A 25974-nucleotide genomic window follows, 5' to 3' on the forward strand; every position below is an offset into this window, starting at 1 on the left:
AACAGTTAACAGTTAACAGTTAACCGTTAACAATTAACAATTAAAATAAAAGAGGCATGAATAAATCCCTCAGCCAATGCCTCGGACTCCTACCTTAACATTCGATCGCGGTACTCTACTCCTGCATCCACCACCCAGAGGCAAAGCCTGGGTGGACTTTGCGACGTGGGACGATCGCGTGGAAAAATTTCGGATTCCGGCTATTCACTATCGGCCTCTGCTAGAAGCGTTGCAAGCGGAACGCCTTAACTACACTGACGACGCAAAGGGATATCAACAACTCGAACTCGTCCCCAGCGTTGAAATGCCGCCCTATCAGCATCAAGAAGAAGCCTTAGCAGCTTGGCAACAAGCGGGTAGTAAAGGCGTTGTGGTACTTCCTACGGCATCGGGCAAAACTTACCTCGCACAATTAGCGATGCAAGCAACTGGTCGCAGTAGCCTAATTGTAGTGCCAACTCTGGATTTAATGCACCAGTGGTATGCGAATTTAAAGGCAGCTTTTCCCGATATTGAAATCGGATTGCTAGGTGGTGGTTCGCGGGATAAAACGCCAATTCTAGTGGCTACTTACGACAGTGCAACCATTCACGCTGAAACTTTGGGTAATAAATATGGTTTGCTAGTTTTTGACGAGTGCCATCACTTACCGACTGATTTTTATCGAGTGATCGCTGAGTATGCGATCGCACCCTTCCGCCTTGGGTTAACAGCAACACCCGATCGTTCCGATGGCCGTCACAGCGACCTCAACGCCCTGATCGGCCCTACAGTTTTCAGTCGCACGCCCGAACAACTGGCAGGGGGCGCTTTAGCTGAACATAAGATAGTTCAGATCATGGTCAAATTGTCAAAGGAAGAGGGCGATCGCTACCAAGAACTGATTAAAATTCGTAACGAATTCTTAAAACAATCCAATATTAAGCTATCCAGCCTTGAAGGTTGGAAAAACTTTGTGATGATGAGTGCGCGATCGCCTCTCGGTCGTCGTGCCATGTTAGCACACCGCGAAGCCAAAGAAATCTCGCTTTGTACAGATGGAAAAATCAGAGTTTTGGCAGGCTTACTTGCCCAACATTACCCCCATCGCACTCTAATTTTTACCGCAGATAACGCCACTGTTTACCGCGTTTCCCAAGAATTTTTAATCCCAAGTATTACCCATCAAACGCCAGTTAAAGAGCGCCATCAAATCCTTACCCAATTTCGCAGCGGCGAATATAACACTTTAATTGCTTCCCACGTTCTAAATGAAGGTGTTGACGTTCCCGATGCCAGAATAGCTATTATTTTATCCGGGACGGGAAGCGAACGGGAATACATACAACGTTTAGGACGAGTGCTTCGTAAAGGCAATGATGAAAACAAGTTAGCAATTCTCTATGAAGTAGTTACAGAAAACACCAGTGAAGAACGCACTTCTCAGCGGCGGCGGGGGGAAAGCAAACCGGAAAAACCTAAAAAATCTAAAGAGAAAGAACAAGAACAACCAGAATATGAGCAATTGGAATTTATTAAGCCAACACTAATCTATGGTGTAAATCAGCCCACTACTAGGCTAGCTGCTGAAACTCCGGCGAAATGGGGAGAAAATCATGATGAAAGTCAAGATTGAGTATTACTAATTAGTGTAATCTCATGTTATAATCTTATAATTATAATACTTACTCAGAGAACCACAGAAACCGGGTTTCTTCGCTTATTGATCGCCAGAAATCGGTTTTATTCAAGAAACCCGATTTCTCTGTACCTCACTTACCTGGAAAGTGCTGTAACATGGAGAGTGCGTAAGTCCTAAATCGTTCGACTTAGATAGCAAAAAAAATGAGCAATATCTTACAACTAAGTAACTTTAAAATTTTCCAGAAAAATACTGGAGTCTGGGAAGGAAACTGGACAATTCTCGATGGAGACTGCAAGGAAATCCAGAGATTTATAGCGGTTGTTACCCAGAGAATAATTGACAATCAGTGGAGACAAACCAATGTTCAGACATATAGCAATGGCAAAATTGAAACTCAAAACTTTATAGGTTATGTTGTTGGTGAAGGAAAAGTGAAAATTGAAAGTCCCAACCCGCCTTTTTCCAACTATAATACATTAGCCACAGAATTTGGAGACGATCTGATAATTTTTCAAGTGTGGGACAACGCCAATGGTAGTTTGAGGGCTATTGAAACTATTAATCTGGTCAGTGCTTATGAACGAATCCGCACTACTCAAAGCTTGACACCAGAAGGAAAACTCAGAGGAGTGATGGTAATTACTGAACGGAAAATTGAGTAAAAAATTTCCCTGCTTATGTTACCGAGTGATTTATTAAGTCATCGCCAAAATGGTGAGTCAATCATCCCGCTACGCCTCAATATCGATTCCAGAAACCTAGATACAGCTAGCGAAATGATTGCCTGTTTTCAAGCAGCAATTGGCACAACTCAAGGCGAACTAGATCGAGGTTTACAAGAATTAGAAGGCGATAGTCCAGACTATCGCCTTAAGCGAGGATTTGCTCATCTTCTCAGAAGTGGTTTTTGTACATTTGAGGTAGTTAGTCCCCTAGAACCATCTGAGTTAAGGCAGCGAATTTTTGCCTTAGCTTCTCAGTCAATACCTAGCAGTAATTCTACGCTGTTAACTCTTGAAAAAGTAGCAATTGAACTGAGTCAAGAGTTAAATAGAGAGGTTTTGCCTACAGAATTGAGTTTTGGTTTATACGCAGATTTAGCCGAGAATAAAATCCTTACTCAATTTGATGCACCAACGCCAGAAGATTTATTACATAGATATAATGTTTCTCAAGTCCAAGGTATATTTTATCGTGCCAGTCACGTTCAATTAAACGCCCATCGCAACGATCCAGGGGAGTATAAACTATTATTTCGCTATCTTAAACTCTTTCAATTAATGACTTATATTGAAGGTGATGCCGATCGAGGTTTTACTCTGACAATTGATGGGCCTGTAAGCTTATTTAAGCCAAGCACTCGTTACGGTCTTGCTTTAGCTAAAATGATACCAGCGTTGCTGCACGTTACCAAATGGAGTTTGCACGCGACTTTACAAAATCGTGACCCTTATAGTGGTGTTTGGAAAACAGGTAAATTTACTTTTAACTCGGATTGCGGCTTGGTTAGTCACTATCCCCCCGGTAAACCTTATGATAGTATGTTAGAAGCGTCATTTGCTGGTAAGTGGGATGCGCTAAAAACAGAATGGCGACTGGAGAGAGAAGTTGATTTAATCCCAATTCCTGGTAGCGTGATGATTCCAGATTTTCGGTTAGTTCATCCCGATGGCAGGTCATTTTTATTGGAAATTGTCGGTTATTGGCGACCAGAATATTTGCAAAAGAAATTTTCTCAAGTTCGACGTTCTGAATGCGATAATTTGATTTTGGCGATTTCAGAAAGATTGAATTTAGAAAAAGCGGGGGTGCAGGTGAAAGATGTGCCGGCTAAGATTATCTGGTTTAAAGATAAATTATTGCCCAAGGCAGTGCTGGAAGTGCTAGATTAAGTAGTCGGATATAAATATAATTTACCATGTCATTGCGAGCGAGTAGTCGGATATAAATAAATTTACTCATGTCATTGCGAGCGAAGCGGAGCTTTTCTCTTGGCCTTGCGATTGCTTCGCTTCGCTCGCAATGATAGATCAAAGAAACCGGGTTTTTTACGAAAATACTTCGTTTTTACCCACAGATTCTCTCAAAAACCCGGTTTCTGGGGCCATAAACGAGCAATAGAGTGCTTAATAACACTCAATTATAAGAGGGTTGAATAATTATTTGGTGAGTACATTTCAATATTATTAGATGAGTGACTGGGTGGCATTGACGATCGCTTGCAGTTGGCGATCGCTACTCTTGAAATCACAACGATGGACTTCCTTAAAGAATCTTAGGTTGAACGATCGCTAAAGCCGATCGCAACGCCTCAAAGCGGTTCTCCATCAGGTGAATTTGTGGCGACACACCCCCATCTTCCACCTGAGACAATTTGTTGCTTGTAGAAAAACGTTGCAACTGAAGTTTTTCAATGCGGCGCTGAACCTGTCCGGGTGTCACCACAATCCACACATGACGTTGACGCTTCACTGCATTTTCCACCATCGTTTCCACCGCCAAGGCCGCTGTCACCCCAATTGACGGCACTTCGCTCAAATCTAACACCAGAGCCTGATAGTCTTTAACCATTGACATCCGCTCAGAGATGATCTTCGCAGCTCCAAAACTCAAAGGCCCCCCCAATTGAAATAGCAAAATATCTTCCCCGGACTGGATTAATATCTCTTGTTCCCCCAGACTCAAATTATGATTAGACTGAGCCGGATTAGTAATAGCTTGAACGCGATCGCTCTGCAAATCCGTCAAGCGTTTAATCGTTAGTAGGTTAGCAATAAACGCCCCTACCACCACAGCCGTAATCAAATCCACAAAAACCGTCAGCAACAGCACCAAATACATCAATCCTGTGCCTTTGAAGGATAGATGATGGGCGCGTTTAATAAATCCCCAGTCAATAATATCAATCCCAACTTTCAGCAAAAGACCCGCCAGCACAGCGTGAGGAATTACCGTCGTTAAAGGCCCCGCCCAGAGCACGATCAGCAACAGCACCACCGCATGAATCATCCCCGATAAAGGAGTTTTGCCCCCAGCCTGCACATTTACCACCGTTCGCATAGTGGCTCCCGCCCCTGGTAAGCCCCCAAATAAGCCAGAAATACAATTGCCAATCCCCTGACCGATTAACTCCTTATCAGAATCATGCTGCGTATGTGAAATACTATCTGCCACTAAAGAGGTTAACAAAGAGTCGATCGCACCTAAAATTCCCAACATCAGCCCATAGCGAAAAATCTCCTTCATCTCGCTAAGGTTAAATGCAGGGATTCGCAACGTCGGTAATCCCGTAGGAATTGCCCCAATGCGCGGGATATCTGCATCGCGAAATAACACCACTGAGATGATAGTAACGACCACCAACGCCAACAGAGGCGAGGGTACGATGCGATTAATCTTGGGCGGTACTGCAAACACTAATACCAGCGTCAGCAGCCCCAGCCCCGTTGCCACAGGGTTTGGCTGACTGAGATAGGTCGGTAACTGTTGTATTGTTCCCCAGACTCCGCCTGTTCCTTGATAGCCCAGTAGCGGCGGAATTTCGATCGAGATAATGATGACCCCAATCCCCGACATGAAGCCAGAAATCACGGTATAGGGCATCAGGGTAATGTACTGTCCCAGACGCAACACTCCGAACAGAATTTGGAAGAGTCCCCCCAAGATGACGACAGTAAACGCCAGCGCCAACCCCGTATCCGGGTGACGTGCGACCAAAGCAGCGATGACAGTAGTGATCACCACCGTCATCGGGCCAGTGGGCCCCGAAACTTGAGCGGGAGTGCCACCAAATAAAGCAGCGAAAAAGCCGACAAAAATTGCGCCATAGAGACCTGCGATCGCTCCCGCCCCAGAGGAAACTCCAAAGGCTAACGCCAAGGGTAACGCCACAATTGCCGCAGTCAAGCCACCAAATACATCGCCCCGCAGGTTCCGCAAATGAATGCTGTTTACAAGTTTGATCGACACGGTGTTATTTAATATCCAGGGTTTGAGCAGATGATACTGCTGTTGTTACTGGAATAGCAATACAGGAATATTAATGGTGCGAAGCATTGGCACGGTTGTGCTGCCAATAACTAGATGCCGAGCGGCTATGCTCATAACCACTTATATAGCTAGGGACTACGATGCTCAGGGCTAGGGACTAGGGACTACGATGCTTCGATGCTCAGGAAGAAGGGAATAGAATCAGCGCGTTCCAGCAATCGATCGCCTCTGGAATTAAGACCAGCGCCACAACTGCAATCGCTACAAGATATTTTTGAGTGTATAAAACCGCTCTTTCTGGCACGATTGAGCGACGATTCTCGGACAAACCTAGTTTTTTGCTTAATCCTATCCCAGTCACAACTTACACATTCCGACCCAAAAAAGAGGGTCAATTGTTGCAGATTTTACCGTAATGTAATTCCCCCAAAAGTAAGGAAAAAAATAAAAAAATTTCTTACTTTTTCCGCGTTTTTTTATACCTAAAGATATATAACCAAAGATTTAACTTACCGTTAAGCTAAAGTTAACCAAGTTCACTCACCATCGTTATAGCTGAGGGCAAAAAATCTGCTTGCACGTTGAGTTAGCTTAGATTTAGCTCAAAGCAAGCTCAGTCAAACATTCAATTACTCTGCCCTGGGTGTGAACCAAAGTTTAAGTAAAAGTTAAAAATTAGGTTCATGAAATTTACCCTTTCTCTCTCTCCCTGGACAGTTAGCCGCTTCCTGATCCAGGTAATCTTAGGTCTTGCCTTACTCTCCATTGCTGGGCAGTTGATGCTTTATTTCCTACCCGAACACCCGTTTATAACTTACTTCGCAAACGCCTTCAATTTAGATAGCGAACGTAACATTCCTACGCTTTACTCGGCTACAACATTGCTGTTTTGTGCAATCTTACTAGGCGCGATCGCCTATGCTAAAAATTTAGAAAAAGCTCGGTATACGCGCCACTGGATGATTTTATCGGCTATATTTTTTTATCTCTCTGTGGACGAGGCAAAACAATTACACGAGAAATTAATTGACCCGATGCAATCTTTACTTAACGCCAGCGGCTTTCTTTTATTTACATGGGTTGTTCCCGCCGCCATTTTTTTAGCGATATTCGGGCTATATTATCTGAAATTTGTCGCTCACCTTCCTATCAAGTTCAAAAAGTTATTTTTGATGGCAGGATTTGTATACGTTGGAGGAGCCTTGGGTATGGAATTACTTGGGGGATACGAGGCTTCTGTGAATGGGATAGAGAGCGTAATCTACAAAATCTTAGCGACTATTGAGGAGGTTTTAGAGATGCTAGGCATCGTTATCTTTATCCACGCTTTGCACTCTTACATTATCGTATTATTAAATGAGTTGATTCTCGAAGTTACCCTAGAGGATGCTACTCAGATTTTCGCCAGAAAAATGAGAACTGCAACACTTACTCCTGAGAGTTACTCACAAGATGTAACTTAGTCGCAGTATACTCAAAACCGTTATTTCCACCCTCAAAAAATAAAGACAATTTGAATCTCCCAGCTTGTATCCTGACGAATAATTTCAATTTGACTAATAAATTCTCGAAAGTAGAATCGGCGCTCTGATTCTGACAAATCTAGCCAGAATTGCGGTAGAGAAACAGCTTGAGCAATTGAGCGCAAATTCACAGGCGGAAGCTGTGCGAGTTTGCTTTGCAGTTCGGAAATTTCTGTACGCAGTTTATAACTTCGCAATTCTGCGGTTTCTACATCTAAAATCCCCTCTTCAGTCAAAATAGGTAATCGATCGATAATTTCTTGCTTAGCTGCGATCTCGCTCACAATTCCTCCTTTAATTCCCTCCATATCTGGCATTGTTAATTCTGCCACAGCCAGGGGCAGATCTCGACAAATTACCTCAATAGTTTGTGATAATATCTTCTCATAAGATAAGGCTTTGCACTTAGGTTTTTGGGGACAGCTAATCGGCCGCAAATAAAGATATTCTTGGTCTTTGCGATGGGATGTAACTTTAGCAACTGTCATGGCTGAATCGCACTCTTTACAAACTACTAAACCCGCCAAAGAACGGGGGGCGCTAGCAGTGCGGGGAGGGAGCCTCTGATTGCGGCGCAGAAGGCGGTCTATTTGGGCCGCTTCTTCTCTGGAAATAATCGGAATATGAGTATTAGAAATTACCTGGTCGTTTTGATATTCTAAATCCCCTCGATAGACGGGATTTGTCAACCAGCGGCGACCCGTGCTGACAGAGATTTTCTTGCCGTACTTCTTGGCTAAATAACGAACAGAACCCCGCAAGGAACCATAGAGCAAAAAGTGTTCAAAAAAGTCTTTAACGGCTGGTGCAGCGCTGCGATCGACAGTATAGCGGTCTTTTCCCCGCCGATATCCATAGGGCGCTTTTCCGGGAGGTGGAAGAGCTTTGATCCGGTTTCTAGCGTGTCCTTTGCGAATGCTGCGGCTGTGTTGACTCTGTTGAATTTCGTTAAGTAATTTGAGTAAATCGGTAATAGTTGAAACTTGACTATTAGCTGTTTTTCCCTCTATAATTAACTCAATACCGAGAGCTTCAATTTGGGAGAGGCGATCGCAGACTTGCTGCACAGTATCGCCCAGTTCTTCCACGCGCTGAATTAATAGATATTCTGGGGGTTCCGATTGGCAGTCTTTTAAGAGTTGTTGCAGTTGTTCGCGTCCCCCTAAATCTTGATAGATGCGATCGACTTCCCTTTCCCAAATTGATGCTGGCGGTGCTATTTCAAGTAGAGGATCGCTATAAGAATAAGCAATTATTTTCATTATTCGCTGAGTTCAATTATGTTACCATCTGGGTCTTGAGTAAACAAAGCATTGCGACCTGATGCACTCATTTGTATGGGGCAATTGTGGGCAATCAATTGTTCTTTAGCTTGGTTTAAATTCGCAACTGAAAATGCTAGATGTCGGTTGCGCCCCCATTTTTCAGAATCTCCGCGATCGTCTATAATTGTTGACGCGGCTAGTAAATGGATTTGGAAGTTACCAATTTGATACCATGCACCTGGAAATTTTAAATCTCTGTCAACTTTGGAGAGGTTTAAGACAGTTCCATAAAAAAATTCTGATTTTTCGAGGTGACTAACAACTATAGCAGCGTGGAGAAATTGAGTGATTTGCATAATCATTAAATTGGTAATTGGTAATTGGTAATTGGTAATTGGTAATTGGTAATTGGTAATTGGTAATTGGTAATACCTAATGGCTAATGGCTAATGGCTAATTACCCATCTCCCTCATCTCCCCCATCCTCCCCCATCTTCCCCATCTCCCCTGCCCCCTCTTTCCCTAGTCCCTAGTCCCTAGCCCCTAGTCCCTTCTTCTATAAATTGCTAATAGTTTAAAGCTTTAGACTTTTGCTGAACAGTCGATCCTTCTTGAATTGGGTGTACGGGAATTTCAATCCAGAACTCCGTCCCCTCTCCTGGTTGCGACTCGCAGCGGAGCGATCCTTGGTGATTTTCTACTAAAATTTGACGACTAATAGATAATCCCAATCCCGTTCCTTTCCCTATTTGCTTCGTTGTAAAAAATTGGTCAAATACCCGCGATTTTACTTCTAGGGGTATTCCAGGCCCATTATCAGCAATTCGGACTGTCACATAATCGGGATGGCTAACTTCAGTGCGAATCCGAATTGTTGGCATAATTTGGCCTACTATTTCTTCCCGATTTCCCATCCCTTCTTCCAAAGCATCAATGGCATTGCTAAGAATATTCATAAACACTTGATTTAGCTGTCCTGCATAGCACGTAACCATTGGCAAATCAGCATAATCTTTAACTATTTCAATCATTGGCCGTTTCGGGTGAGCTTTCAGGCGATTTTGCAAAATTAATAGGGTAGTGTCAATCCCTTCATGCAAATCTACCTGTTTCATTTCAGTGTCATCTGTTCGTGAAAAATTCCGCAAAGACATTACAATCTGCCGAATCCTATCGGCTCCAATTTGCATAGAACATAGGACTTTTGGTAAGTCTTCAATTAGAAAATCTAGGTCAATATCTTTGATATGCTGTTGAATTTCAGGAGTTGGTTCGGAATAGTATTCGCGATAGAGTTCGAGCAAGTGCAACAAATCTTGGGTATAAACTTCGGCATGGCTAAGGTTGCCATAAATGAAACTGACGGGGTTATTAATTTCGTGGGCGACGCTGGCGACTAATTGCCCCAGTGAAGACATTTTTTCGCTGTGTAATAGTTTAGCTTGAGCTTGTTTGAGTCCGATCAGTGCTTTCTCAAGTTCAGCCGCTTGTGCTTCCGCTTGAGTAGTGGCAGCACAACTTTCTTGATAGAGTTCGAGGTGCTTGATATCCATTTCCAATTGTTCGGATTCACTCTCGTGTTGATATTGAGTGACTACTGCATCCAATGATTCTAATAACCGACCATAAGCAGCGGTGACAATGTAGTTTAAATGGGGATTATTTGGTTCTAATTCTATATCTGGGGATTGTACTAAATCTCTGACTTTAGTAATATAATCGCGTACTTGTTGGTCTAGATTCCAAGGTGGCTCAAAATACATCGCTTTGACGACCTTTGAACTCTGACCTGGTAAATTCATGCTACGATCGCCATTAATTAAGCCATTGTGGGACTTTTCCATAAGATTTATGGCATCGAGCAAGTCGGTACGCAGTTTTACCCTAACAGTCGGAACTTGAGAGCAAACTAACTTTAAAGACAGAAAGGCTATTCGCTGGGAAAGCATTCGCTGCCGACCGCTAATATTCACAACAGCCGCACTAATTTTGCGGGCAGCCCAGATGTCATCTAAATTAAAGTATTTAGTGAATTCTAACATAAGTAATAGTTTGAGAGGACATAAGTTTTTAGAGTTCATAATAATGTAATGTTTTTCTACCCTGTTAAACATTTTGTACAATGATATCCTGAAAAAATATTTTTAGTTACTCGATCCGATCAAACGGTATCTTTAATCACAAATTTTTACTGTAAATAGCTGGACTTGCAGTGAGGGCGAAAGCTATCACTGCAAGAATTATTAAACCGTTTGCTACGAACATTTGTTTAAAAGAAATCCGGTAGCCAAGGTTGAGGGCCAGCAAATATCAGAGTAGCTAGATTGAGTGCCTCATCCTCTCCTTCTTTCTTCTGCTTAGAACTTTCCACAAATTGCACAATAATCCCAATTCTCCAAATTATTGATACAATCTGTATTGTTGAGTTAACTTCAAAAGATCGACCTCCTGCCTTTTGCTGATGCTATTGACTTTAAGTCGATTATGTGCTAGGCGTTGGCTGCTCTAGACTAAATCTACGATCGCTTCCTACTACCTTGTTGTCATGTCAGGGTTTGTAAATAACCTTGCTGTCATGTCAGGGTTTGTAAATAATTGTAACTATAAAATACTCTCAAAGATTAAACTTTATTGCAAACTAGAAACATAACGAGAGTCCTGTGATACCTTCAATGGTGGTCTGAAAACGACGCAGCATAAGGGAAGGAGAACACTTTGAACTCGCAGTTGACAGAATATCCGGCTTGCTCATTGCGTGAAGATGTCAGTGAGTACGTGGCTCATCTACAACTTCACATGACTTTACAGGCTCGTAACTTAGTCCCCAATATTACGCAGGCTAAAGATAGCCGCGAACATCTGTTGCAACAGACTCAAGCTCATTTTGAGAAACGGGTGTCTCGACAAGCTCTTTAGCTGGTGAATTTTTCTCTCTTTGCGATCGCGATTTCCAAAATTTACGCGATCGCTTCTCACTTTGGGGGAGTATGCTTTTTGGCAGATTTTCGCTAATATTCCTTGGAAGTGGCTTAAATCTAATTTATATGCGTACTCCAACAGTTATAGTTTTGACTTTAGCGACCTTGATGGGAAGCGGGTTAACGAATGCGGGTTTAGCGATCGCCCAATCCTCAGCCCTCGAACCAAAAGCCAGCCATCTGCCGACAGCGACAGCCCAAACGCCGACAATTCTGACCAAGGCTTTGGTCGCAAAGGCAAGATGCCTCTCCCACAAGAAAATTAGCTCTTGTGAAACAGGTAAGATGGCTGTTGCTGAGATTGATACAAAATATCCAAGCACTATTAAAAACCAGACGGTTGAAACCGCATCTGCACAGACACAACCCGCCGACGCGGGTTGTAAAATTATATCTCCCTCTTCAGTCCGCGCAGGCGGACTTGGTTTGTGTAGCCGCGAATTCTATTCGCCCAGGCTTGGCGGACTGATTGAGAATAATCGACTGATTGAGAATAATCGACTGATTGAGAATAATCGACTGATTGAGAATAATGTAGAGACGGTAACGATCGCAGCAAAAAAAGCTCTGCCTAAAGATTTTAAATCCGCGATCGCGACACCAACCCAAAGCATCGCCAGCCCCATTCCCTCACTCTCCAGCAGCCAAAGCACCCAAGTATTCAACAGTAGCGCCCAAGAACTCGGCGGTAGCGTACAAATGAGTATAGATGAGGGAGCGATCGCTCAAGATGTCGAAGGCGCTTATGTCAGAGAAGTACAAGTCCGCTTCGTCAACTCCAAAGGCGAAGCAGTAGATAAAGGGGGCAACCCAATTCAGGGGCGGATTTCAGAAGATTTCATCCGCAGCGAAATCCAACTCAAAGCCGGGGACAATTACAGTCAGGAAGCAGTCCGCAGAGATTTGCAGCAGTTGCGGCAATTGGCTTTATTTTCCAAGGTCACAGTTTCCACAGTACAAGTCGGTACTGATATCGATGTCATCTACAACGTCACAGAAGGTCAGCCCCGCAGTTTTAACTTTGGTGGCGGTTATAGCGATGACCTTGGGGTGTTTGTAATTTTGGGAGTTCGGCAAATAATCGGCCGCAGCCAGCGAGTATCGCTGCTTTTCCAGCCTAGTATCCGAGACTTTGAGTACGATCTGCGGTTCACGAGTCCCTATCTGGCTAGCGAAGATCGTTTGGGTTACAGTTTCGGCACTTTTCGCGATCGCCGGAGTTCGGACATTTTTGACAAAGATGTTAATTTACCCGACGACAACAAAGTTCGGGAAATCAGGATGGGCGGTAACGTCAATTTCACCCGACCGATTGGCGATTGGCAGGGGACTCTGGGATTGAACTATACCAGCATCAGCACGCGCGATCGCAATTTGAGGATTGCCCGCCGCGATGAAGAAGGAAATCCTCTGACTTTAAGCGGTACGGGGGTTGACGAATTATACACTGTCTCCTTAGCTTTCACCCGCGACTGGCGCAACAATCCCTTTAACCCCACTAGCGGCTCAATTTTGACTTTGGGTACAGAACAGTCAATTCCTCTGGGGCGGGGGAACATCACAATGAATCGGTTATTAGCTAATTACATACAATACGTGCCTATACAATTGATAGGTCGAGGCGATCCCGAAGCTTTGCCCGAAATGTTTGCCTTTAACTTGCAAGCGGGTACGATCGTTGGCGACTTCCCACCCACAGAAGCTTTCCGTCTCGGTGGTAGCAGTTCTGTGCGGGCTTACACATCGGGAGCTCTTGGCACTGGCCGCAGCTACGTTTTAGCCTCCGGCGAGTATCGCTTCCCCATCAGGAATAATATCGGCGGCGTAATATTTGTCGATTTTGCCTCAGATTTAGGTTCTGGCGACAGCGTATTGGGAGAACCAGCCATTGTCCGGGACAAACCTGGGACGGGTGCGGGGGCTGGGGTAGGAGTACGAGTGCGATCGCCTTTTGGGTTAATTCGCTTCGATATCGGAGTTAGCGATCGCGGCGGCGTAAGATTCCTCTTCGGTACCGGACAACGGTTTTAAACTGTTAGTTGTTAATTGTTCGTTGTTAGTGGTTAGTTGTTAGTTGTTATTGACCCAGAAACCTGGCTTCTGCCGTGCATTTCGACAAACGTTTGACTAAACGGACGGTTGAATATTCTGGCTAACATTGCTCCAGTTACAGCTCTTATTAACGCTGAGGTTTCTTGAGTTTAGAATCTTTAGCTTTTGCCGTTGATTTCGCTGGATAATACCTAAATTTACTCAGAGCAGCACTTGCCGATTTAGCAACATTCCGATCTGTATCTCGCAGAGCTTGTTGCAGAAAAGGGATCGCTTTATCAGACTTAATTGCTCCTAAAGCTTCCACCGCAGATAGGCGTACCTGCGGCTCCAAATCTCTACTCAGCTTTCCTAATATTGGTATTGCCTGCTGCAATTCCGATCTTGAACCGTTAGCAGCAGCAATTTTGCTTAAAGCTGCTGCTGTTAACTTGCGAATATTAGCGCTTTGATGACGGGAGTACCCGATTAACTGAGGAACAAAACTGATTTGACGGGAATCTCCCCAAGCTATAATTTTATTATCTAATTCCTGAACTAATGCTTTAGCAGTGAAGTTCAATGTTGGGACTTTCTGCTCTTCAATTTCCGGCTCCAAAGGGACAGAATAAGTAGGAGTTACCGTCTCTAATTGTGGTGATTCCACAAACTCAGGAGTTGCTGTCTCTGAGGGCTGTGATTGCCAAGCTGGATTTTGTTCTCCTAACTGACTTTCATAATGGTTTTGTAACATCCTGACCGTTTGTTGTGTATAACCTTCATGGTTTTGCAACTCCTCATTGGCATTTTTTAACTGAGTTTCATAATGTTCTTGCAGTAGTCTGGTATTTCCCTGCATCTGAGCCTCGTGAGCTTGGGATTTCTCTGCGGCTAATCTTAAATCATTTTCGTATTCCTCTTGCAGCAGATTGATAGCTGATTGTTTCTGAGCTTCATAAGTTCTAGCTAATTCTTCAGCAGCTTGCATTAATTGAGTTTCGTATTGTGCTTGCAATTCACTGATAGTTGCCTGCATCTGAGCTTCGCGAGCCTGTAATTCTTCAGTGGTTTGTTTTAACTCGCTCTGATGTCTATCTTGCAGAGATTGTATGGCTGATTGCATCCTGTCTTCATAGGTTTTCTGCAATTCATCAGTGACTTGGACTAACTGAATATTGTGTTGGTCTTGTAAGGATTGTATCGTTTCCTGTAGCCGTGAATTATGAACTTGTTCTAATTCTTCTGTGATTTGTCGGCGGCGGTTTTCCTCTCCCGCTTGTAGGGATTTGATAGTTTCTTGCATCCGAGACTGGTGGGTTCTTTCCATGTCCTCGGATATTCTGCGAGTTTGCTCGCTTTGGTTTTGCTTGTGCTGCTGCAATCTCTTTTCTACCAACCAGTAGGCAACTGCCAATCCCGCCAAAAAACTTATGAGTGCTGCTATTACTAAAATCATCAGTGAAAACCCTCCAGTTTGAAGTGCGCCTGCTTTTCTGTTTAACTAATGATACAGTATTGAAGAGATGGCAAAGTATAAAAATTGCTAAACTGCTACCTCTCCAAAGCCACTTCGCAGTCGTGTCTCAATGGAACACCCATTACCAACTCCCACCACTCGCGCTCATGTTTTTGTTTCGGGAACTGTTCAAGGTGTTGGCTATCGTTACTCAACTATGAATTACGCCAAGCGATTTGGCGTGAATGGTTGGGTACGAAATCTTGCCGACGGCAGGGTAGAAGCTGTGTTTGAAGGAAGTATAGAAGCCGTGCAATCGATGATTTCCTGGTGTCGCATTGGGCCGATGGGTGCTGTAGTTAAAGATGTGGCGATCGAGTATGAAGAACCGGAGGGAGATCGCCGATTTGAAATTCGCCGTTTCTAACTGTAATGACTTCAAATAATCGGGCAACTTTGCTCAAATCTTTGTCTCCCGGTGCTATTTCTAAACCGCTGGAAAGGTCAATGCCGCTAGGTTGAAGTTGTTTGAGGGCAGCTAATATATTATCAGGAGTTAAACCGCCGGCAAGTAGCCAAGGACAACTAGGTTGAAACTGTTTTAAACTCGTCCAATCTATCGTTTTACCCGTACCGCCTAGCTGGTTAGGATGATAAGCATCTAACAGTAAGGTATTAACATGAGCGGCGTAAATAGCGGCTTTCTCTAAAGTTTCAGGTGTTTTTACTCTCAAAGCTTTGATAATTTCAACTCCGGGTAAAAACTGCTGGAGGCGATCGCAAAATTCTGGGCTTTCATCTCCATGCAACTGCACGCCATTTAATTGAGACCGATCGACTACTTGACAGATTATTTCTAGTGTGGTATTAGCAAAAACCCCGATGCGATCGATATTCTGGGGTAACTGCTCGACGATCGCCCGAATCAACTCTGGCTGAATATACCTGGGCGATGCTGGCACACAGATAAATCCCAAGGCCCCCGCCCCTAGCTGCGCGATCGCTTGCCCTTGCTCTAGCTTCGTAATCCCACAAATTTTGACTCGCACGATCGCACCTCTCTGCCGCAGTTGTATCAAAATATAAACTTATTGTTAACTATTAAAACAAATTTTAGTTTGTGGCTAAGCACTATTTATAATTTTTGCATTCAATTAGTCCCAGCAAGCAGCCGTCCAGACAGCCTGTTTGGGCGTTGATATAAAATTGGTTCTGGTCAGAGAGTCCATTTTTCATGGATTTTCAGAATTTAGGTGCCAATGACTAAACTCACATTCCTTTCTAAGTTTATCAAAGGAGATTAGGAACTTGATTTACTCTGCTTTACTTTTGGCCGTCGGTCAATCTACTACACCCCATACACCAGAATGGTCTCTCGGTGTAGGGCTAGTAATGATTCTTGCCAATCTATTCGCGATCGCGATCGGCTACTATGGAATTTCCAAGAACAACCGAGGCAAAGGCCCAGCTTTACCCGTTGACCTACCAGGTATGTTCACAGGATTTGGCGTACCTGAATTATTAGCAACAGCAAGCTTCGGTCACATCCTGGGAGCCGGAGTTATCTTAGGTTTAGGCAACGCTGGAGTCCTCTAAATCGTCCAGAAATTAACAATTAAAAATTAGAAAGCCGGAAATCGAGCGGCAAGTTTTAATTGTGAATTAGACGTTTCAGAACTTACCCATAATGTAACGCCGCCGTCCCGCAGGTTCAAAAACCGGGTAATTCGGTGGCGTTATAAATAGTAGAAAAATCATGTTAACCCTAGTTTGTCACTCTAGGAAGAGTAAAATAGAAAGAGAAGTGTAAATGGGAGACATAGATGATGATACAGCCCAAAATTCCACAACCTACCATTAGTTTCATCGATCAATATTGTGGGAGTTATCAAAAAATATTTCCAGAAGTTAGAAGCTATGAAGCCTTTAAGCAAATTATTATGGGGATTTTGACACCAAGCAAAAGAAAAAGTTTAGTAACACTATCTAAAATCAATACTCCGGACAGTTTTGGAGTAGAGAGGCAAGCGAAAGCCCACAAAAGAGTCAGTAAAATTTGAATCTAAAAGGCAGAAAAAAAGACACTCTTTAAGTTAAGCTAAAAAAGCACACCAACTTAACAGACTGCATACATGAATATTATTGAATCCATTTTACAACAAATGTCAGGGGTGAGTCAAGCCCAAAAAAAGTTTATAATGACTTTACTTTCCACAATCGTGCTGGTTTATGCCAAAGTGAAATTCACCAACCTGGGTCGTTATAGTTCTGCCAATGAAAAAACTTATCGGCGGCAATTTTTCCAAAAGTTTGACTGGTCTCACTTCTCTAAACTTTTTATTAAAAAGCCTTGAATCAAGAGCGCACAGTTATTGCCGTTATTGATTGTTCTTTTCTGAGAAAAAGTGGTAAAAAGACTGAGGGAAAAGCTTATTTTTATAATGGTATCGCCGTATTTTCAATGGCCTCTTATAAACGCTTGGAATTCAATCGGCATCTACTTTCTACATTTATTAGCAAGTTAGATTTAGACAAGGACTTGATTTTAAATCATCCTAACCTCCCTTCAGTCTTGTCTTATGGTACTCTGGCTGCTTAAAAACTGTCCGGACTATTGATATTGGCAAAATTAAATATCAAGATGTAGGCAATATTTATGGAGAAAAAACTTGGATTGAATATGGATTTAGACAAAGCAAATCTGAATTAGGTTGGTCGGACTTTCATGTAACTAAATATAATGATATTGCTAAATGGTGGTCAGCTATTTGTTGTGCTTTTCTATTAGTTAGTATGAGGGCTATTTCAACTCAGCCTTCGGAATTATCTGACTTATCAACTTGTCAATCTGAACTGAATAGTTATCTAGCTGAACATCCAGACTGGGATTTCAATCAAGGCTGGAAATCAATGCTAAATAATATGCAATTACTATTATTACCACTATTAGCCCTCAAATTAGTTGAACCTTGGTTGAAGGTAATGCAAGCTCCTCTATTAGTTAGTAGCTTTAATACTTTAATTGGTCTGGTTAATCTCTGTGCTAATGCCTTAACAGGGACTAAATTAAATGCTATTCACCAATTTTCTTCTGCCTAGAGTGACAAACTAGGGGTAATCCGAGAAAATAGCTCTCCCGTAAAAGAATTTGGGCTATTGAAGAAGTTTCCTGGTGCTGCTAAAACATCTTCCCTAAACAAACAAAACCCGCGAAGGCGGGTTAGGGAGTCCGTAGATGCGGACGTTGTTTATGTAGACGCGATCTTCAATTAGTTTCGCACTCAAGCACTTTTCAACCAATTCTTGTACAAGTTTTCTTTAACCATACTTTGCCTGAGCACTTCGACTAGATACTCTTGAGCTTGCTCTAGACTCAGGTGCTTGACTTCATCGCGCAAAACTTGCAGTTTGAATTGTTGTTCTAAGCTAAGACCTGTGGGCATTTCCATAGTTCACTCCTCCAATCTATAAGGGAGATATTTTAAGAACGACGTTGGCTTGGGTTCTTTGTATCCCCTTAATTGTAAATTATAGTTACATAGTATTGACAATCTGTCCAAAGTAAACATTTTTGGACTTATCTATGTAGCAAAAGTACATCTAAGTGTGTATGGCCCTATCATAAAAGGGTGAAAACCAGGCAGGATGAGCCAAAGGAGCTAGTCTAATGGACGCAATGGAGTTTTTTCAAAGAAGTGCTGGCCTGTGGCGATCGCAGCGCAGCATCCATCACCTTGCCTTCCGACAAGCGGAATTGGGAGATTCAAATATAGAGGTGACAGCGCTGGCGGCGGACGATCCGCGAGTCGCAGAAATCTGCGCGATGCACGAAGTTGAGCCTACTCAGGCGGCAGGTGGTGCTTTTGTGACTTGGCACGGGTCAATGGCCTGGGACAAGGAAGACGAAAATCACAAGGGGTCTACAGTGTTTGCGATCGTACCCGATGCAGAAAATCCCAGACAAGGTTTGATGCTGCGAGAGCGCGGCTATGCGGAAATCATGCCCGTAGCTGGACGCTATGAGATGGATGCTGAGGATGGGTTGGTCTTAATTACAGAATACGAAACCATGAGCTCGATCGAGCGCTTCTGGTTTACTAACCCCAATGTGCGGATGCGGACAAGCTCAGTCAAACGCTTCGGCGGCTTTAGCACCTCTACTTTCTGCACGGAAATCCGGGTGGAACCAGAGTCTCAGGCAGATGCTCCTCCACAGGATGAAGTCGCAACAGAGCAGTTTTACTCCGCTCTTGGCTGGTAGGGAAGAGAGAATGGGGAGTTTTGAGTTTTGAGTTTTGACTGGCAACAGTCAGAAATTCCCCCTTCCCCTCTGTCCCTCTGTCCCTCTGGCTTCTTGCCTTTCTACCCCCTACCTCCCCTGTCTGCCAACGTCAAAAAATGTTAAAGATTGTTGCGTAATTTCAGAAAAATAAGATTTAGATTGCTAGAATCCCCTACCCTGTAATGATGGCTAGTTGTAGCAATACACTAGCTGTTGATAAAACTAGCGGCGAACTTAGGCTGTTAACCTAAGTGGAGTAAGTTCAGTAAAGGGACTTTGACATCCCTAGCTAGAGCAACTCTCTAAGTCGAAATGAATCCCCGTGTCTTCAGAGCGGGGATAGTCAAAGTGTCAACAACTTCTGAAAATTAAGATTACGGAGATTGTAACGTGGCGCTTCCTTTATTAAGCTACAGCCCTAAGAGCCAAAACCAGCGTGTTTCTGATTTTGAAACCCGGAGCGACGAGCAGCCCAGAATTTTTACAACTGAAAATGTCCTGAGTTCAGGGGACATAGAAGGTTTGATTTGGGCCGCCTATCGCCAGATTTATAGCGAACACCAGATGCTGAAAAGCAACCGCCAGGTAGCCTTGGAATCGCAACTTAAGTGCGGCCAAATTACGGTACGGGACTTCATCCGGGGTTTAGCTACTTCCGATCCCTTCCTGCGTCGGAATTATCAAACCAACAGCAACTACCGCTTTGTGGAAATGTGCGTACAGCGCATTTTAGGTCGCGATGTTTACAGCAATCGTGAAAAGATCGCTTGGTCAATTGTGGTTGTCAACAAGGGGCCCCAAGGTTTCATCGATGACTTGCTCAACAGCGAAGAGTACCTGAACATCTTTGGCTACGATAAGGTACCTTATCAGCAGCGGCGGGTGTTGCCCCAACGGAATGTAGGGGACACACCTTTTAACCTGAAAACCCCTCGCTACGGTGAATACCACCGCTCGCAGTTGGGCTTCCCGCAAATGATTTGGCAGACAAGCGTGCGTCGTTTTGTTCCTCAAGAACAACAGGCAAAGGCTGGCGATCCGTCGCAGTATTTGAATATGGCACGGCAGATGCCGGTACCTGCGGCTCCGCCGTCGCGAGTGCCTTTGGCAAATCTCAATATCGCAACTACGGTTCCTTACCGCCGCCGATAAAATTTGCTCTTGCTTGCCAGATTCCAGAGCGCCAGAAAGCTAACTGAATCTATCAGATGTGACTTTCTGGATTTTGAGTTTTGAGTTTTGAGGTTTGAGTTTTTGTTAACTCAGAATCCAAAACTCAGAACTCATAATTTTTTAGAGGGGCTAGGGGCTAGGGAAAGAGGGAAAGAGAGTCAATAGTGTCAGCCATAAGCGAGTGTCCTAACTGTTGTGACGGTTGCTATATCATCTAACGCGGTTGATTTAAAAAACGCCCCGCCAACATCATCGCATCTCCAATATCGACATCATTATCGCCATCGGCATCTAAAAAGGAACTCAACAGCGAATTTTGGCCTTGCTGCGGATCTTGAGCATTACTGCCCATTTGCAGTAAATTAAGTACCAGAGGAATCAAGACAGGAATCATAGCTTGAATTGTCCCCGGATCGATACCTGTTCTTTGAGCGATCGCCTCAGTAATTTGCGTTACCTGGTTAGAATTAAATAAACTCTGAACGGCTTGAATATTGGGAGTTGTACCGCTGTATTGATTGACAATTGCTTGAGCTTGAGCGTTACCAGACTGCGATCGCACATCTTGCAAAGCCGAGCGCACATAACCCCCTAACATCGATACTGCCATTTGAGCCATTCCCGGCTCAACACCATAGTTATTGCTCAGTTGTTGGACAGTACCAACAATATTATCCAACTGATTTGGACTAGCCTGCTGATTTGGATTGTCGATCGCGCCCAAAATTTGATCGAATAGTCCCATAGTTTCAACCTCCCTGTCTCATTGCTAAATTCTAGAGTATTTACTCATTAAACCCTTTACATCATAAATCATTATCTTTCTGACTTTAATCAAATTAAAGGTTTGAGAATTGAGGACTAAACAATTCCTCTATGAATCGCCCCTCCTCCACTTCTTAAACAACTCCGGCGTAACTAACCCTTGAGGAAAAAATATCGTCCCCAAAACAATCAACAACCCAAAAATAATTAACCGCCCATCCCGCAAAAATTGCGCCAACCAAATCGGTAAACCCGCCGTAGCTGCCAGCGCCCTCAAAACCTCCGGCAAAGCCGTAAACACCATCCCCCCTAACACCGGGCCTAAAAACGTTCTATTCCCACCAATTAACACCGAAGTTAAATAAATAATACTAGCATCAAAAGTACCTTGACGAGCATTCCAAGTATTAAGAAAGTGAGCGCTAACCGCACCCACAACCCCCGCCAAAATCGCACCCAAAGTAAAAGCTAAAACTTTATAAAAAGTCGGATTAATCCCAATCGCATCAGCCACCAATTCATCCGCACGAATAGCCGCAAAAGCACGACCTACGCGGATACGTTCAAGGCGATAAAGAAGTGCCATACTTACTAATAGTAAAGGCACTGCAACCCACAAATACTCAATCGGTGTGCCAAAAGGTTGAGGAATCCCAAAAATCCCCACCGCGCCCCCAGTGATATCCAAATTTAGCGATAAAACCCGCAGAATTTCTACAAAAGCAATCGTTGCAATTGCTAAATAAATTCCCCGCAATCGCAAAGCAGGAACCCCTACAAAAATTCCCAAACAACCACTGATAATACCAGCAATTAACATTTCCAACAACAGGAACGGCAAAGGAAATAAATTGCCTGTTTGCTTAAATACCGTAGTAGAAAGAATTGCGGCAATATAACCACCCAAAGCATAAAAACCAGGACTAGCTAAAGATAATTGCCCAGTCATCAACGGCAAATAAAGAGATAGCCCTAGCATTGCCCCTAACAGCATTGAAACAATTAAAAACCCGTAAGTAGCAAAAAAATCAGCCATTTATAATGTATTTGTTATTTATTAACTGGTAATTTTGGTCAAACTTCCCTCTTCCTTCTTCCCTCTTCCTTCTTCCTTCTTCCTTCTTCCTTCTCTAAACCTTCTGAATAAACCGCCGTCCTAACAAACCCTGTGGTCTCACCAAAAGCATAACAAACAATATAGCAAAAGCCGCAGCATCCTTATAAGCAGAAAAATCCGCAGGTACAAAAGCCTCGACTAACCCAATTACAAAACCTCCTAAAACCGCCCCAGGAATACTCCCCAATCCCCCAAGTACAATTACTGCCAAACCCTTCAAACCAAAAACAATCCCAAAGTATGGCCCTGCAATACTCACGCTAGAACCCACTAAAGTTCCCGCCAAACCCGCCAAAAAACTGCTCACAAAAAATGTCAAGACAATATACCTATCAGTGTCAATACCTAACAAACTAGCCGTAATATCATCTTCAGCTACAGCTTGCATCGCCTTACCAAACTTAGTAAAGTTTATCAGGTAAGTTAAGATAGCTACAATCACTATAGATACCCCAAAAATCACCACCTGAACAGTGCGAATTGGAATTGGTTTATCCAATGTTCCAAAGTTAATTGCCGCAGGTAAATTCCCATAAGTATTAGCAGGAAATGTGTAAATTTCCGCTCCAACCAGATATTGAATGATATTCGCGATCGCAACAGCCACCCCTAAACTAGAAACCACTGTCAATAGCGGGTCAGATTGTCGTTGGCGTAATGGTCTAAAAGCAATCCTTTCGATCGTAACCCCAACCAAACCAGCTAGCGTGCTGCCAATAATTAACGCTCCAAAAAAAGGCAATTGCACAGGCCCTTTAGCATTAGCTAGCAACCCATTAAAACCAAAAGTTCCCCCCATTAGCGTATAGGTGAAATAGGCCCCCAACGTAAATACAGCACCGTGAGCAAAATTAATAATTCCCAGAATAGAAAAAACTAGCGTGTAGCCCAAAGCAAAAATAGCATACACGCTGCCAATCGATAAACCATTGAGAAATTGTTGAATAAATTGAGTGATGTCCACATTCCCTCTTTTACAGCGGAGACTTTTCTTCAACAATTGCCGCAGAAAATTCTTTATAATTTGCTTCTACTTTGTTAAAATATGCTTGAGCATAATCCAACAAATAACTCTGCCATTGAGAAACATTTTCCGCCCAATAAATTAGCTCATCTGCGATTGCCGATCCTTGACGACCACTACTGCGTAGCTGATTCCAAGCCGTTATTTGCCCCATCGTTTTCAGCACCTTTTCTAACCGCCCTAACTTCCCATTCCATTGATCTAAACTCACCTTATCTTGAGTAGGCTGTAACCCCCGCAAAACAAATGGTTTGCCCTCCATTTCTACTGGTGAAACCCAAGATTGCGGCATAGCTTCCATCCGCTTTTGGATATTAACAATTCTTTCAGCTTCATTAACCCATTTAGGTTGTGGCAACTTTAAATAGGGAGTCAGAGAAGATGGGAGTGCTTGTTTGATATCGAGCAAATAGTTATCGTCAGGAGAACCTTTCCCTTCAACTAAGATCGCATAGCGCTTTACTCCTAAACTGCCAGTTCCAGCAATTCGTACTCCCACATCCAATACCTCAAAAAAATCAGGGTTTTGCTGCTTAGCTGCCCAATTTTTTACCAAAGATTCAAGCAACAATCGCTCATCTGAAGATACAGAAGCCGTGCGTTTATTATCAATAATAAAACGACGTTTGCCTTTTTTCTCTTCCGTCCGCCGATCCAAAAAATCTTTCCGACGGCGTAGTTTCAAACTCTCTAATAAATCTGCAACCATCCCCTCAGCCGTCGCCGCCTCTACAGTACGAGCAGTTCCTGATGCCAAAGCATCAGTATAAGCCTTGAGAAAGCAATGACACAAACTAATTGCTTCCGATTGATTTACTCCTAGCGTACCCGCACCGATCAAAATGCTAGTAAGAAAACGAGTTACTTCAAAAATACAAATTTTCCATTAACTCCATCTGCATCCATTTTAATCTGTGCTACGTAAAATGCTTTCTGATTGATTTCTCCTTGAGGCGTGAAAGAAATTTCACCCAAAGGCGTGTCATATTTCCCAATCAACAATTGCGAATTCAAATTAGTACGCAAATCGGCCAAGGGCTGAGCAGTAATGTTGGATTTAGCATTTACAGCTTTTAATGCCTCAACAAAAACCTGAACTCCAGTGAAAGCTTGAGCGCTAAATTGAGGAGGTTCTTTCTTAAATTGGCTACGATAAGCCTCTCGGAACGCTTTGTTAACTTCATTTTCATGCTCAGGGCTATAGGCTTGAGCAATCAAAACACCATCGCACAGCGCTTTACATACTGACAATACATTGGAAGTATTTAAACCATTACCACCAATGATAATCCCTTTATAACCAAGTTCTCGCAACTGTTTAATTAAGTTGCCCCCATCGGCTGCCAACCCAGAAATAATAATCAAATCTGGTTGCACGTTAATAGCATTAGTTGCTTGGGATTGAAAGTCAGTATCAGTAGTCAAGAATTTTTGCACCGTTGTCAATTCTAGCCCCTTATCTTTGACAGTTTTCTGAAAAGTTTCAGTCTCAGATTTACTAAAAGCATCATTCTGTGCAAAAAACACAGCCACTTTTTTAATGTTGGGATTTTGCTTAAGGGCCGCTGCGATCGCATTGGGGGCTACCACCGCCACAGGTGCCGAGACGCGAGCTATATATTCACCGATTTCTGGAATACCTTTAGCTGTGTTAGAGGGGGCTAATACTGGCACTTTGGCGCGATCGGCAATTGGATCGGCACTAAAAGCTTGCTGGGAAAGGGTGGGGCCAACAATACCCACAACTTTATCCTGATTGATCAGAGTTTGAAAAGCGTTGATTGCGCCCTGTTCATCCCCCCCCGTGTCTTGGAACACCAATTTAATCGGAATCCCATCAATCCCACCCTTGTCATTGAAATATTTTTCTGCAATTTTCGCGCCCGCAACTTCCTCCTGACCCAGTAAAGCAACGTTGCTGGTTTGTGCCACCCCAATCCCGATGGGAATGGCTGAAGCCGCTACAGGTGAAGAAGGGGAGGTTGAAGTTGTGGGAGATGTTGTTGTGGATGTTGAGCTTGTGTTCGCTTGACCACAGGCAATCAGCAGTGAAGCACAGGTAGCAAACAAAGTGAAGGGATGAACAGCAGGCTTTTTCATAAGCTCTAGGTAAAACACATATATGTATGTCGCCATATTTTACCTAGCTAAGGGTTCAAACCAAGATCGGAACCAAGATCGGAATAAAGGAAGAGAGGGGTAAAAAGGGAAAAGAGAGAAAATGTAGAGAATGGTTGCGATAATTCCCAGCCAGCTCAGCGGGTAGAAGCCTTACTGGGATTGACTCCAAAAAAAGTCAAAAAAACTTTGCCAAAACGCTTGACATTCCTTGGCAGTCGGGTTAGATTAATAAAGCGCCAGAAGGAAAGGCAACTGACCCGAAGCGCCCCGAACCTAGAAAAATCAATAGTTTGAAAGCACGAAGCACTATTTAAACCTCGTCAAAATTATAACGGGTCGAGAGTGAAAACTCAACACCCAAAAACAAAAAAACGAGAATCTCTTACTTAATGAGTAAGAGAGAGCCTAAAGAACTAACTTCGTTTCATCACGGAGAGTTTGATCCTGGCTCAGGATGAACGCTGGCGGTCTGCTTAACACATGCAAGTCGAACGGGTGTAGCAATACATTAGTGGCGGACGGGTGAGTAACGCGTGAGAATCTGCCAACAGGACTGGGACAACAGTGGGAAACCGCTGCTAATCCCGGATGTACCGCAAGGGAAAAGATTTATCGCCTGTTGATG

Annotated in this window: 26 protein-coding genes and 1 other annotated feature (1 of these 27 only partly in view); of the genes, 14 read left to right on the forward strand and 12 right to left on the reverse strand. The window is 43.4% G+C overall.

The genetic code is table 11. The features are described 5' to 3' along the window. Positions 1–76 precede the first annotated feature (76 nt). The 3 genes from OSCIL6407_RS0128035 to OSCIL6407_RS0128045 all read left to right on the forward strand — a co-directional run bounded on the left by OSCIL6407_RS0128035 (position 77) and on the right by OSCIL6407_RS0128045 (position 3516). Positions 77–1615, forward strand: coding sequence for a DEAD/DEAH box helicase (locus OSCIL6407_RS0128035; protein WP_007356202.1), 1539 nt, complete (start codon positions 77–79; stop codon positions 1613–1615). A gap of 209 nt (positions 1616–1824) precedes the next feature. Beyond that, complete coding sequence (locus tag OSCIL6407_RS0128040; protein WP_007356201.1) at positions 1825–2286, forward strand: DUF3598 family protein; 462 nt, start codon at positions 1825–1827, stop codon at positions 2284–2286. Between the two features lie 15 nt (positions 2287–2301). Then, positions 2302–3516: a DUF790 family protein gene (locus OSCIL6407_RS0128045; RefSeq protein WP_007356200.1), complete on the forward strand. Its 1215-nt coding sequence runs from the start codon at positions 2302–2304 to the stop codon at positions 3514–3516. A gap of 373 nt (positions 3517–3889) precedes the next feature. On the opposite strand, the gene OSCIL6407_RS0128050 is transcribed toward OSCIL6407_RS0128045, so the two are convergent. After that, positions 3890–5593, reverse strand: coding sequence for a SulP family inorganic anion transporter (locus tag OSCIL6407_RS0128050; protein WP_007356199.1), 1704 nt, complete (start codon positions 5591–5593; stop codon positions 3890–3892). 704 nt (positions 5594–6297) lie between these two features. Here OSCIL6407_RS0128050 and OSCIL6407_RS0128060 point away from each other — a divergent pair. Next, a complete protein-coding gene (locus tag OSCIL6407_RS0128060; RefSeq protein WP_007356197.1) occupies positions 6298–7077 on the forward strand; it encodes a hypothetical protein in 780 nt (259 codons plus the stop codon). Between the two features lie 32 nt (positions 7078–7109). On the opposite strand, the gene OSCIL6407_RS0128065 is transcribed toward OSCIL6407_RS0128060, so the two are convergent. The 3 genes from OSCIL6407_RS0128065 to OSCIL6407_RS0128075 form a co-directional block, all read right to left on the reverse strand. After that, entirely contained in the window at positions 7110–8399 is a 1290-nt protein-coding gene (locus OSCIL6407_RS0128065) for a recombinase family protein (RefSeq protein WP_007356196.1), read from the reverse strand. Then, positions 8399–8758 (reverse strand): VOC family protein, encoded by a 360-nt coding sequence (locus OSCIL6407_RS0128070; RefSeq protein WP_026103886.1) that lies wholly within the window; start codon positions 8756–8758, stop codon positions 8399–8401. Before OSCIL6407_RS0128070 ends, OSCIL6407_RS0128065 begins: the two co-directional genes overlap by 1 nt. A gap of 210 nt (positions 8759–8968) precedes the next feature. After that, positions 8969–10444, reverse strand: coding sequence for an ATP-binding protein (locus tag OSCIL6407_RS0128075; protein WP_007353166.1), 1476 nt, complete (start codon positions 10442–10444; stop codon positions 8969–8971). Positions 10445–11117: 673 nt separating this feature from the next. Here OSCIL6407_RS0128075 and OSCIL6407_RS33070 point away from each other — a divergent pair. Then, the gene (locus OSCIL6407_RS33070) at positions 11118–11318 is read left to right on the forward strand and encodes a hypothetical protein (RefSeq protein WP_007353165.1); all 201 of its coding nucleotides are present in this window, start codon (positions 11118–11120) and stop codon (positions 11316–11318) included. Positions 11319–11446: 128 nt separating this feature from the next. Next, positions 11447–13411 (forward strand): BamA/OMP85 family outer membrane protein, encoded by a 1965-nt coding sequence (locus OSCIL6407_RS0128090; protein ID WP_007353164.1) that lies wholly within the window; start codon positions 11447–11449, stop codon positions 13409–13411. 148 nt (positions 13412–13559) lie between these two features. Here the strand turns inward: OSCIL6407_RS0128090 and OSCIL6407_RS0128095 are convergent, their stop codons facing one another. Further along, a complete protein-coding gene (locus OSCIL6407_RS0128095) occupies positions 13560–14867 on the reverse strand; it encodes a HEAT repeat domain-containing protein (protein WP_007353163.1) in 1308 nt (435 codons plus the stop codon). A gap of 130 nt (positions 14868–14997) precedes the next feature. On the opposite strand from OSCIL6407_RS0128095, the gene OSCIL6407_RS33075 reads away from it, so the two are divergent. Then, positions 14998–15294 (forward strand): acylphosphatase, encoded by a 297-nt coding sequence (locus tag OSCIL6407_RS33075; RefSeq protein ID WP_007353162.1) that lies wholly within the window; start codon positions 14998–15000, stop codon positions 15292–15294. On the opposite strand, the gene OSCIL6407_RS0128100 is transcribed toward OSCIL6407_RS33075, so the two are convergent. Next, complete coding sequence (locus OSCIL6407_RS0128100) at positions 15227–15916, reverse strand: phosphoribosylanthranilate isomerase (RefSeq protein ID WP_007353161.1); 690 nt, start codon at positions 15914–15916, stop codon at positions 15227–15229. The genes OSCIL6407_RS33075 and OSCIL6407_RS0128100 overlap by 68 nt on opposite strands. A 259-nt stretch (positions 15917–16175) precedes the next feature. On the opposite strand from OSCIL6407_RS0128100, the gene psaK reads away from it, so the two are divergent. The 5 genes from psaK to OSCIL6407_RS35010 all read left to right on the forward strand — a co-directional run bounded on the left by psaK (position 16176) and on the right by OSCIL6407_RS35010 (position 17966). Then, positions 16176–16463 carry a photosystem I reaction center subunit PsaK gene (gene psaK / locus OSCIL6407_RS0128105; RefSeq protein ID WP_007353160.1) on the forward strand — a complete coding sequence of 96 codons (288 nt, stop codon included), beginning with the start codon at positions 16176–16178 and terminating at the stop codon, positions 16461–16463. Positions 16464–16690: 227 nt separating this feature from the next. Beyond that, a complete protein-coding gene (locus OSCIL6407_RS0128110; RefSeq protein WP_007353159.1) occupies positions 16691–16927 on the forward strand; it encodes a hypothetical protein in 237 nt (78 codons plus the stop codon). Between the two features lie 72 nt (positions 16928–16999). After that, positions 17000–17221: a hypothetical protein gene (locus OSCIL6407_RS0128115; RefSeq protein ID WP_019487951.1), complete on the forward strand. Its 222-nt coding sequence runs from the start codon at positions 17000–17002 to the stop codon at positions 17219–17221. Then, positions 17218–17466: a hypothetical protein gene (locus OSCIL6407_RS0128120; protein ID WP_019487952.1), complete on the forward strand. Its 249-nt coding sequence runs from the start codon at positions 17218–17220 to the stop codon at positions 17464–17466. The genes OSCIL6407_RS0128115 and OSCIL6407_RS0128120 overlap by 4 nt, the downstream gene beginning before the upstream one ends. A gap of 194 nt (positions 17467–17660) precedes the next feature. After that, on the forward strand, positions 17661–17966 hold the full coding sequence (locus tag OSCIL6407_RS35010; protein WP_019487953.1) for a hypothetical protein: 306 nt from the start codon (positions 17661–17663) through the stop codon (positions 17964–17966). 182 nt (positions 17967–18148) lie between these two features. Here the strand turns inward: OSCIL6407_RS35010 and OSCIL6407_RS0128130 are convergent, their stop codons facing one another. Then, entirely contained in the window at positions 18149–18316 is a 168-nt protein-coding gene (locus tag OSCIL6407_RS0128130; RefSeq protein WP_007353443.1) for an NblA/ycf18 family protein, read from the reverse strand. A gap of 218 nt (positions 18317–18534) precedes the next feature. Between OSCIL6407_RS0128130 and OSCIL6407_RS0128135 the strand changes: the two genes are divergently transcribed. Together OSCIL6407_RS0128135 and OSCIL6407_RS0128140 are read left to right on the forward strand one after the other, a co-directional pair. Next, positions 18535–19128, forward strand: coding sequence for a phycobiliprotein lyase (locus tag OSCIL6407_RS0128135; RefSeq protein ID WP_007353442.1), 594 nt, complete (start codon positions 18535–18537; stop codon positions 19126–19128). Positions 19129–19539: 411 nt separating this feature from the next. Next, positions 19540–20301 (forward strand): phycobilisome rod-core linker polypeptide, encoded by a 762-nt coding sequence (locus OSCIL6407_RS0128140; RefSeq protein ID WP_007353441.1) that lies wholly within the window; start codon positions 19540–19542, stop codon positions 20299–20301. Between the two features lie 235 nt (positions 20302–20536). Here the strand turns inward: OSCIL6407_RS0128140 and OSCIL6407_RS0128145 are convergent, their stop codons facing one another. The 5 genes from OSCIL6407_RS0128145 to OSCIL6407_RS0128165 all read right to left on the reverse strand — a co-directional run bounded on the left by OSCIL6407_RS0128145 (position 20537) and on the right by OSCIL6407_RS0128165 (position 25328). Continuing rightward, positions 20537–21067: a DUF937 domain-containing protein gene (locus OSCIL6407_RS0128145; protein ID WP_007353440.1), complete on the reverse strand. Its 531-nt coding sequence runs from the start codon at positions 21065–21067 to the stop codon at positions 20537–20539. A 129-nt stretch (positions 21068–21196) separates the two neighbouring features. Further along, positions 21197–22123, reverse strand: coding sequence for a branched-chain amino acid ABC transporter permease (locus OSCIL6407_RS0128150; protein WP_007353439.1), 927 nt, complete (start codon positions 22121–22123; stop codon positions 21197–21199). 94 nt (positions 22124–22217) lie between these two features. After that, the gene (locus OSCIL6407_RS0128155) at positions 22218–23168 is read right to left on the reverse strand and encodes a branched-chain amino acid ABC transporter permease (protein ID WP_007353438.1); all 951 of its coding nucleotides are present in this window, start codon (positions 23166–23168) and stop codon (positions 22218–22220) included. 10 nt (positions 23169–23178) lie between these two features. Further along, on the reverse strand, positions 23179–24069 hold the full coding sequence (locus OSCIL6407_RS31355; protein WP_019487954.1) for a DUF2252 family protein: 891 nt from the start codon (positions 24067–24069) through the stop codon (positions 23179–23181). 20 nt (positions 24070–24089) lie between these two features. Then, positions 24090–25328: an ABC transporter substrate-binding protein gene (locus OSCIL6407_RS0128165; protein ID WP_007353436.1), complete on the reverse strand. Its 1239-nt coding sequence runs from the start codon at positions 25326–25328 to the stop codon at positions 24090–24092. Positions 25329–25783: 455 nt separating this feature from the next. Then, positions 25784–25974, forward strand: a sequence feature (most likely nonfunctional fraction of RNA operon) (it continues 482 nt past the right edge of the window).

It is taken from the genome of Kamptonema formosum PCC 6407, assembly GCF_000332155.1.
Taxonomy (GTDB): domain Bacteria; phylum Cyanobacteriota; class Cyanobacteriia; order Cyanobacteriales; family Microcoleaceae; genus Kamptonema; species Kamptonema formosum.

Bases quoted from the DNA above. Each gene is read 5' to 3' on its own strand.
- OSCIL6407_RS0128145 (WP_007353440.1), bottom strand. From the start codon at position 21,067: ATGGGACTATTCGATCAAATTTTGGGCGCGATCGACAATCCAAATCAG.
- OSCIL6407_RS0128115 (WP_019487951.1), top strand. From the start codon at position 17,000: ATGAATATTATTGAATCCATTTTACAACAAATGTCAGGGGTGAGTCAA.
- OSCIL6407_RS0128095 (WP_007353163.1), bottom strand. From the start codon at position 14,867: ATGATTTTAGTAATAGCAGCACTCATAAGTTTTTTGGCGGGATTGGCA.
- OSCIL6407_RS0128060 (WP_007356197.1), top strand. From the start codon at position 6,298: ATGAAATTTACCCTTTCTCTCTCTCCCTGGACAGTTAGCCGCTTCCTG.
- OSCIL6407_RS0128165 (WP_007353436.1), bottom strand. From the start codon at position 25,328: ATGAAAAAGCCTGCTGTTCATCCCTTCACTTTGTTTGCTACCTGTGCT.
- OSCIL6407_RS0128135 (WP_007353442.1), top strand. From the start codon at position 18,535: ATGGACGCAATGGAGTTTTTTCAAAGAAGTGCTGGCCTGTGGCGATCG.
- OSCIL6407_RS0128035 (WP_007356202.1), top strand. From the start codon at position 77: ATGCCTCGGACTCCTACCTTAACATTCGATCGCGGTACTCTACTCCTG.
- OSCIL6407_RS0128130 (WP_007353443.1), bottom strand. From the start codon at position 18,316: ATGGAAATGCCCACAGGTCTTAGCTTAGAACAACAATTCAAACTGCAA.
- OSCIL6407_RS0128075 (WP_007353166.1), bottom strand. From the start codon at position 10,444: ATGTTAGAATTCACTAAATACTTTAATTTAGATGACATCTGGGCTGCC.
- OSCIL6407_RS0128040 (WP_007356201.1), top strand. From the start codon at position 1,825: ATGAGCAATATCTTACAACTAAGTAACTTTAAAATTTTCCAGAAAAAT.
- OSCIL6407_RS0128090 (WP_007353164.1), top strand. From the start codon at position 11,447: ATGCGTACTCCAACAGTTATAGTTTTGACTTTAGCGACCTTGATGGGA.
- OSCIL6407_RS33075 (WP_007353162.1), top strand. From the start codon at position 14,998: ATGGAACACCCATTACCAACTCCCACCACTCGCGCTCATGTTTTTGTT.
- OSCIL6407_RS0128110 (WP_007353159.1), top strand. From the start codon at position 16,691: ATGATGATACAGCCCAAAATTCCACAACCTACCATTAGTTTCATCGAT.
- OSCIL6407_RS35010 (WP_019487953.1), top strand. From the start codon at position 17,661: ATGAGGGCTATTTCAACTCAGCCTTCGGAATTATCTGACTTATCAACT.
- OSCIL6407_RS0128065 (WP_007356196.1), bottom strand. From the start codon at position 8,399: ATGAAAATAATTGCTTATTCTTATAGCGATCCTCTACTTGAAATAGCA.
- OSCIL6407_RS0128070 (WP_026103886.1), bottom strand. From the start codon at position 8,758: ATGCAAATCACTCAATTTCTCCACGCTGCTATAGTTGTTAGTCACCTC.
- OSCIL6407_RS0128150 (WP_007353439.1), bottom strand. From the start codon at position 22,123: ATGGCTGATTTTTTTGCTACTTACGGGTTTTTAATTGTTTCAATGCTG.
- OSCIL6407_RS0128045 (WP_007356200.1), top strand. From the start codon at position 2,302: ATGTTACCGAGTGATTTATTAAGTCATCGCCAAAATGGTGAGTCAATC.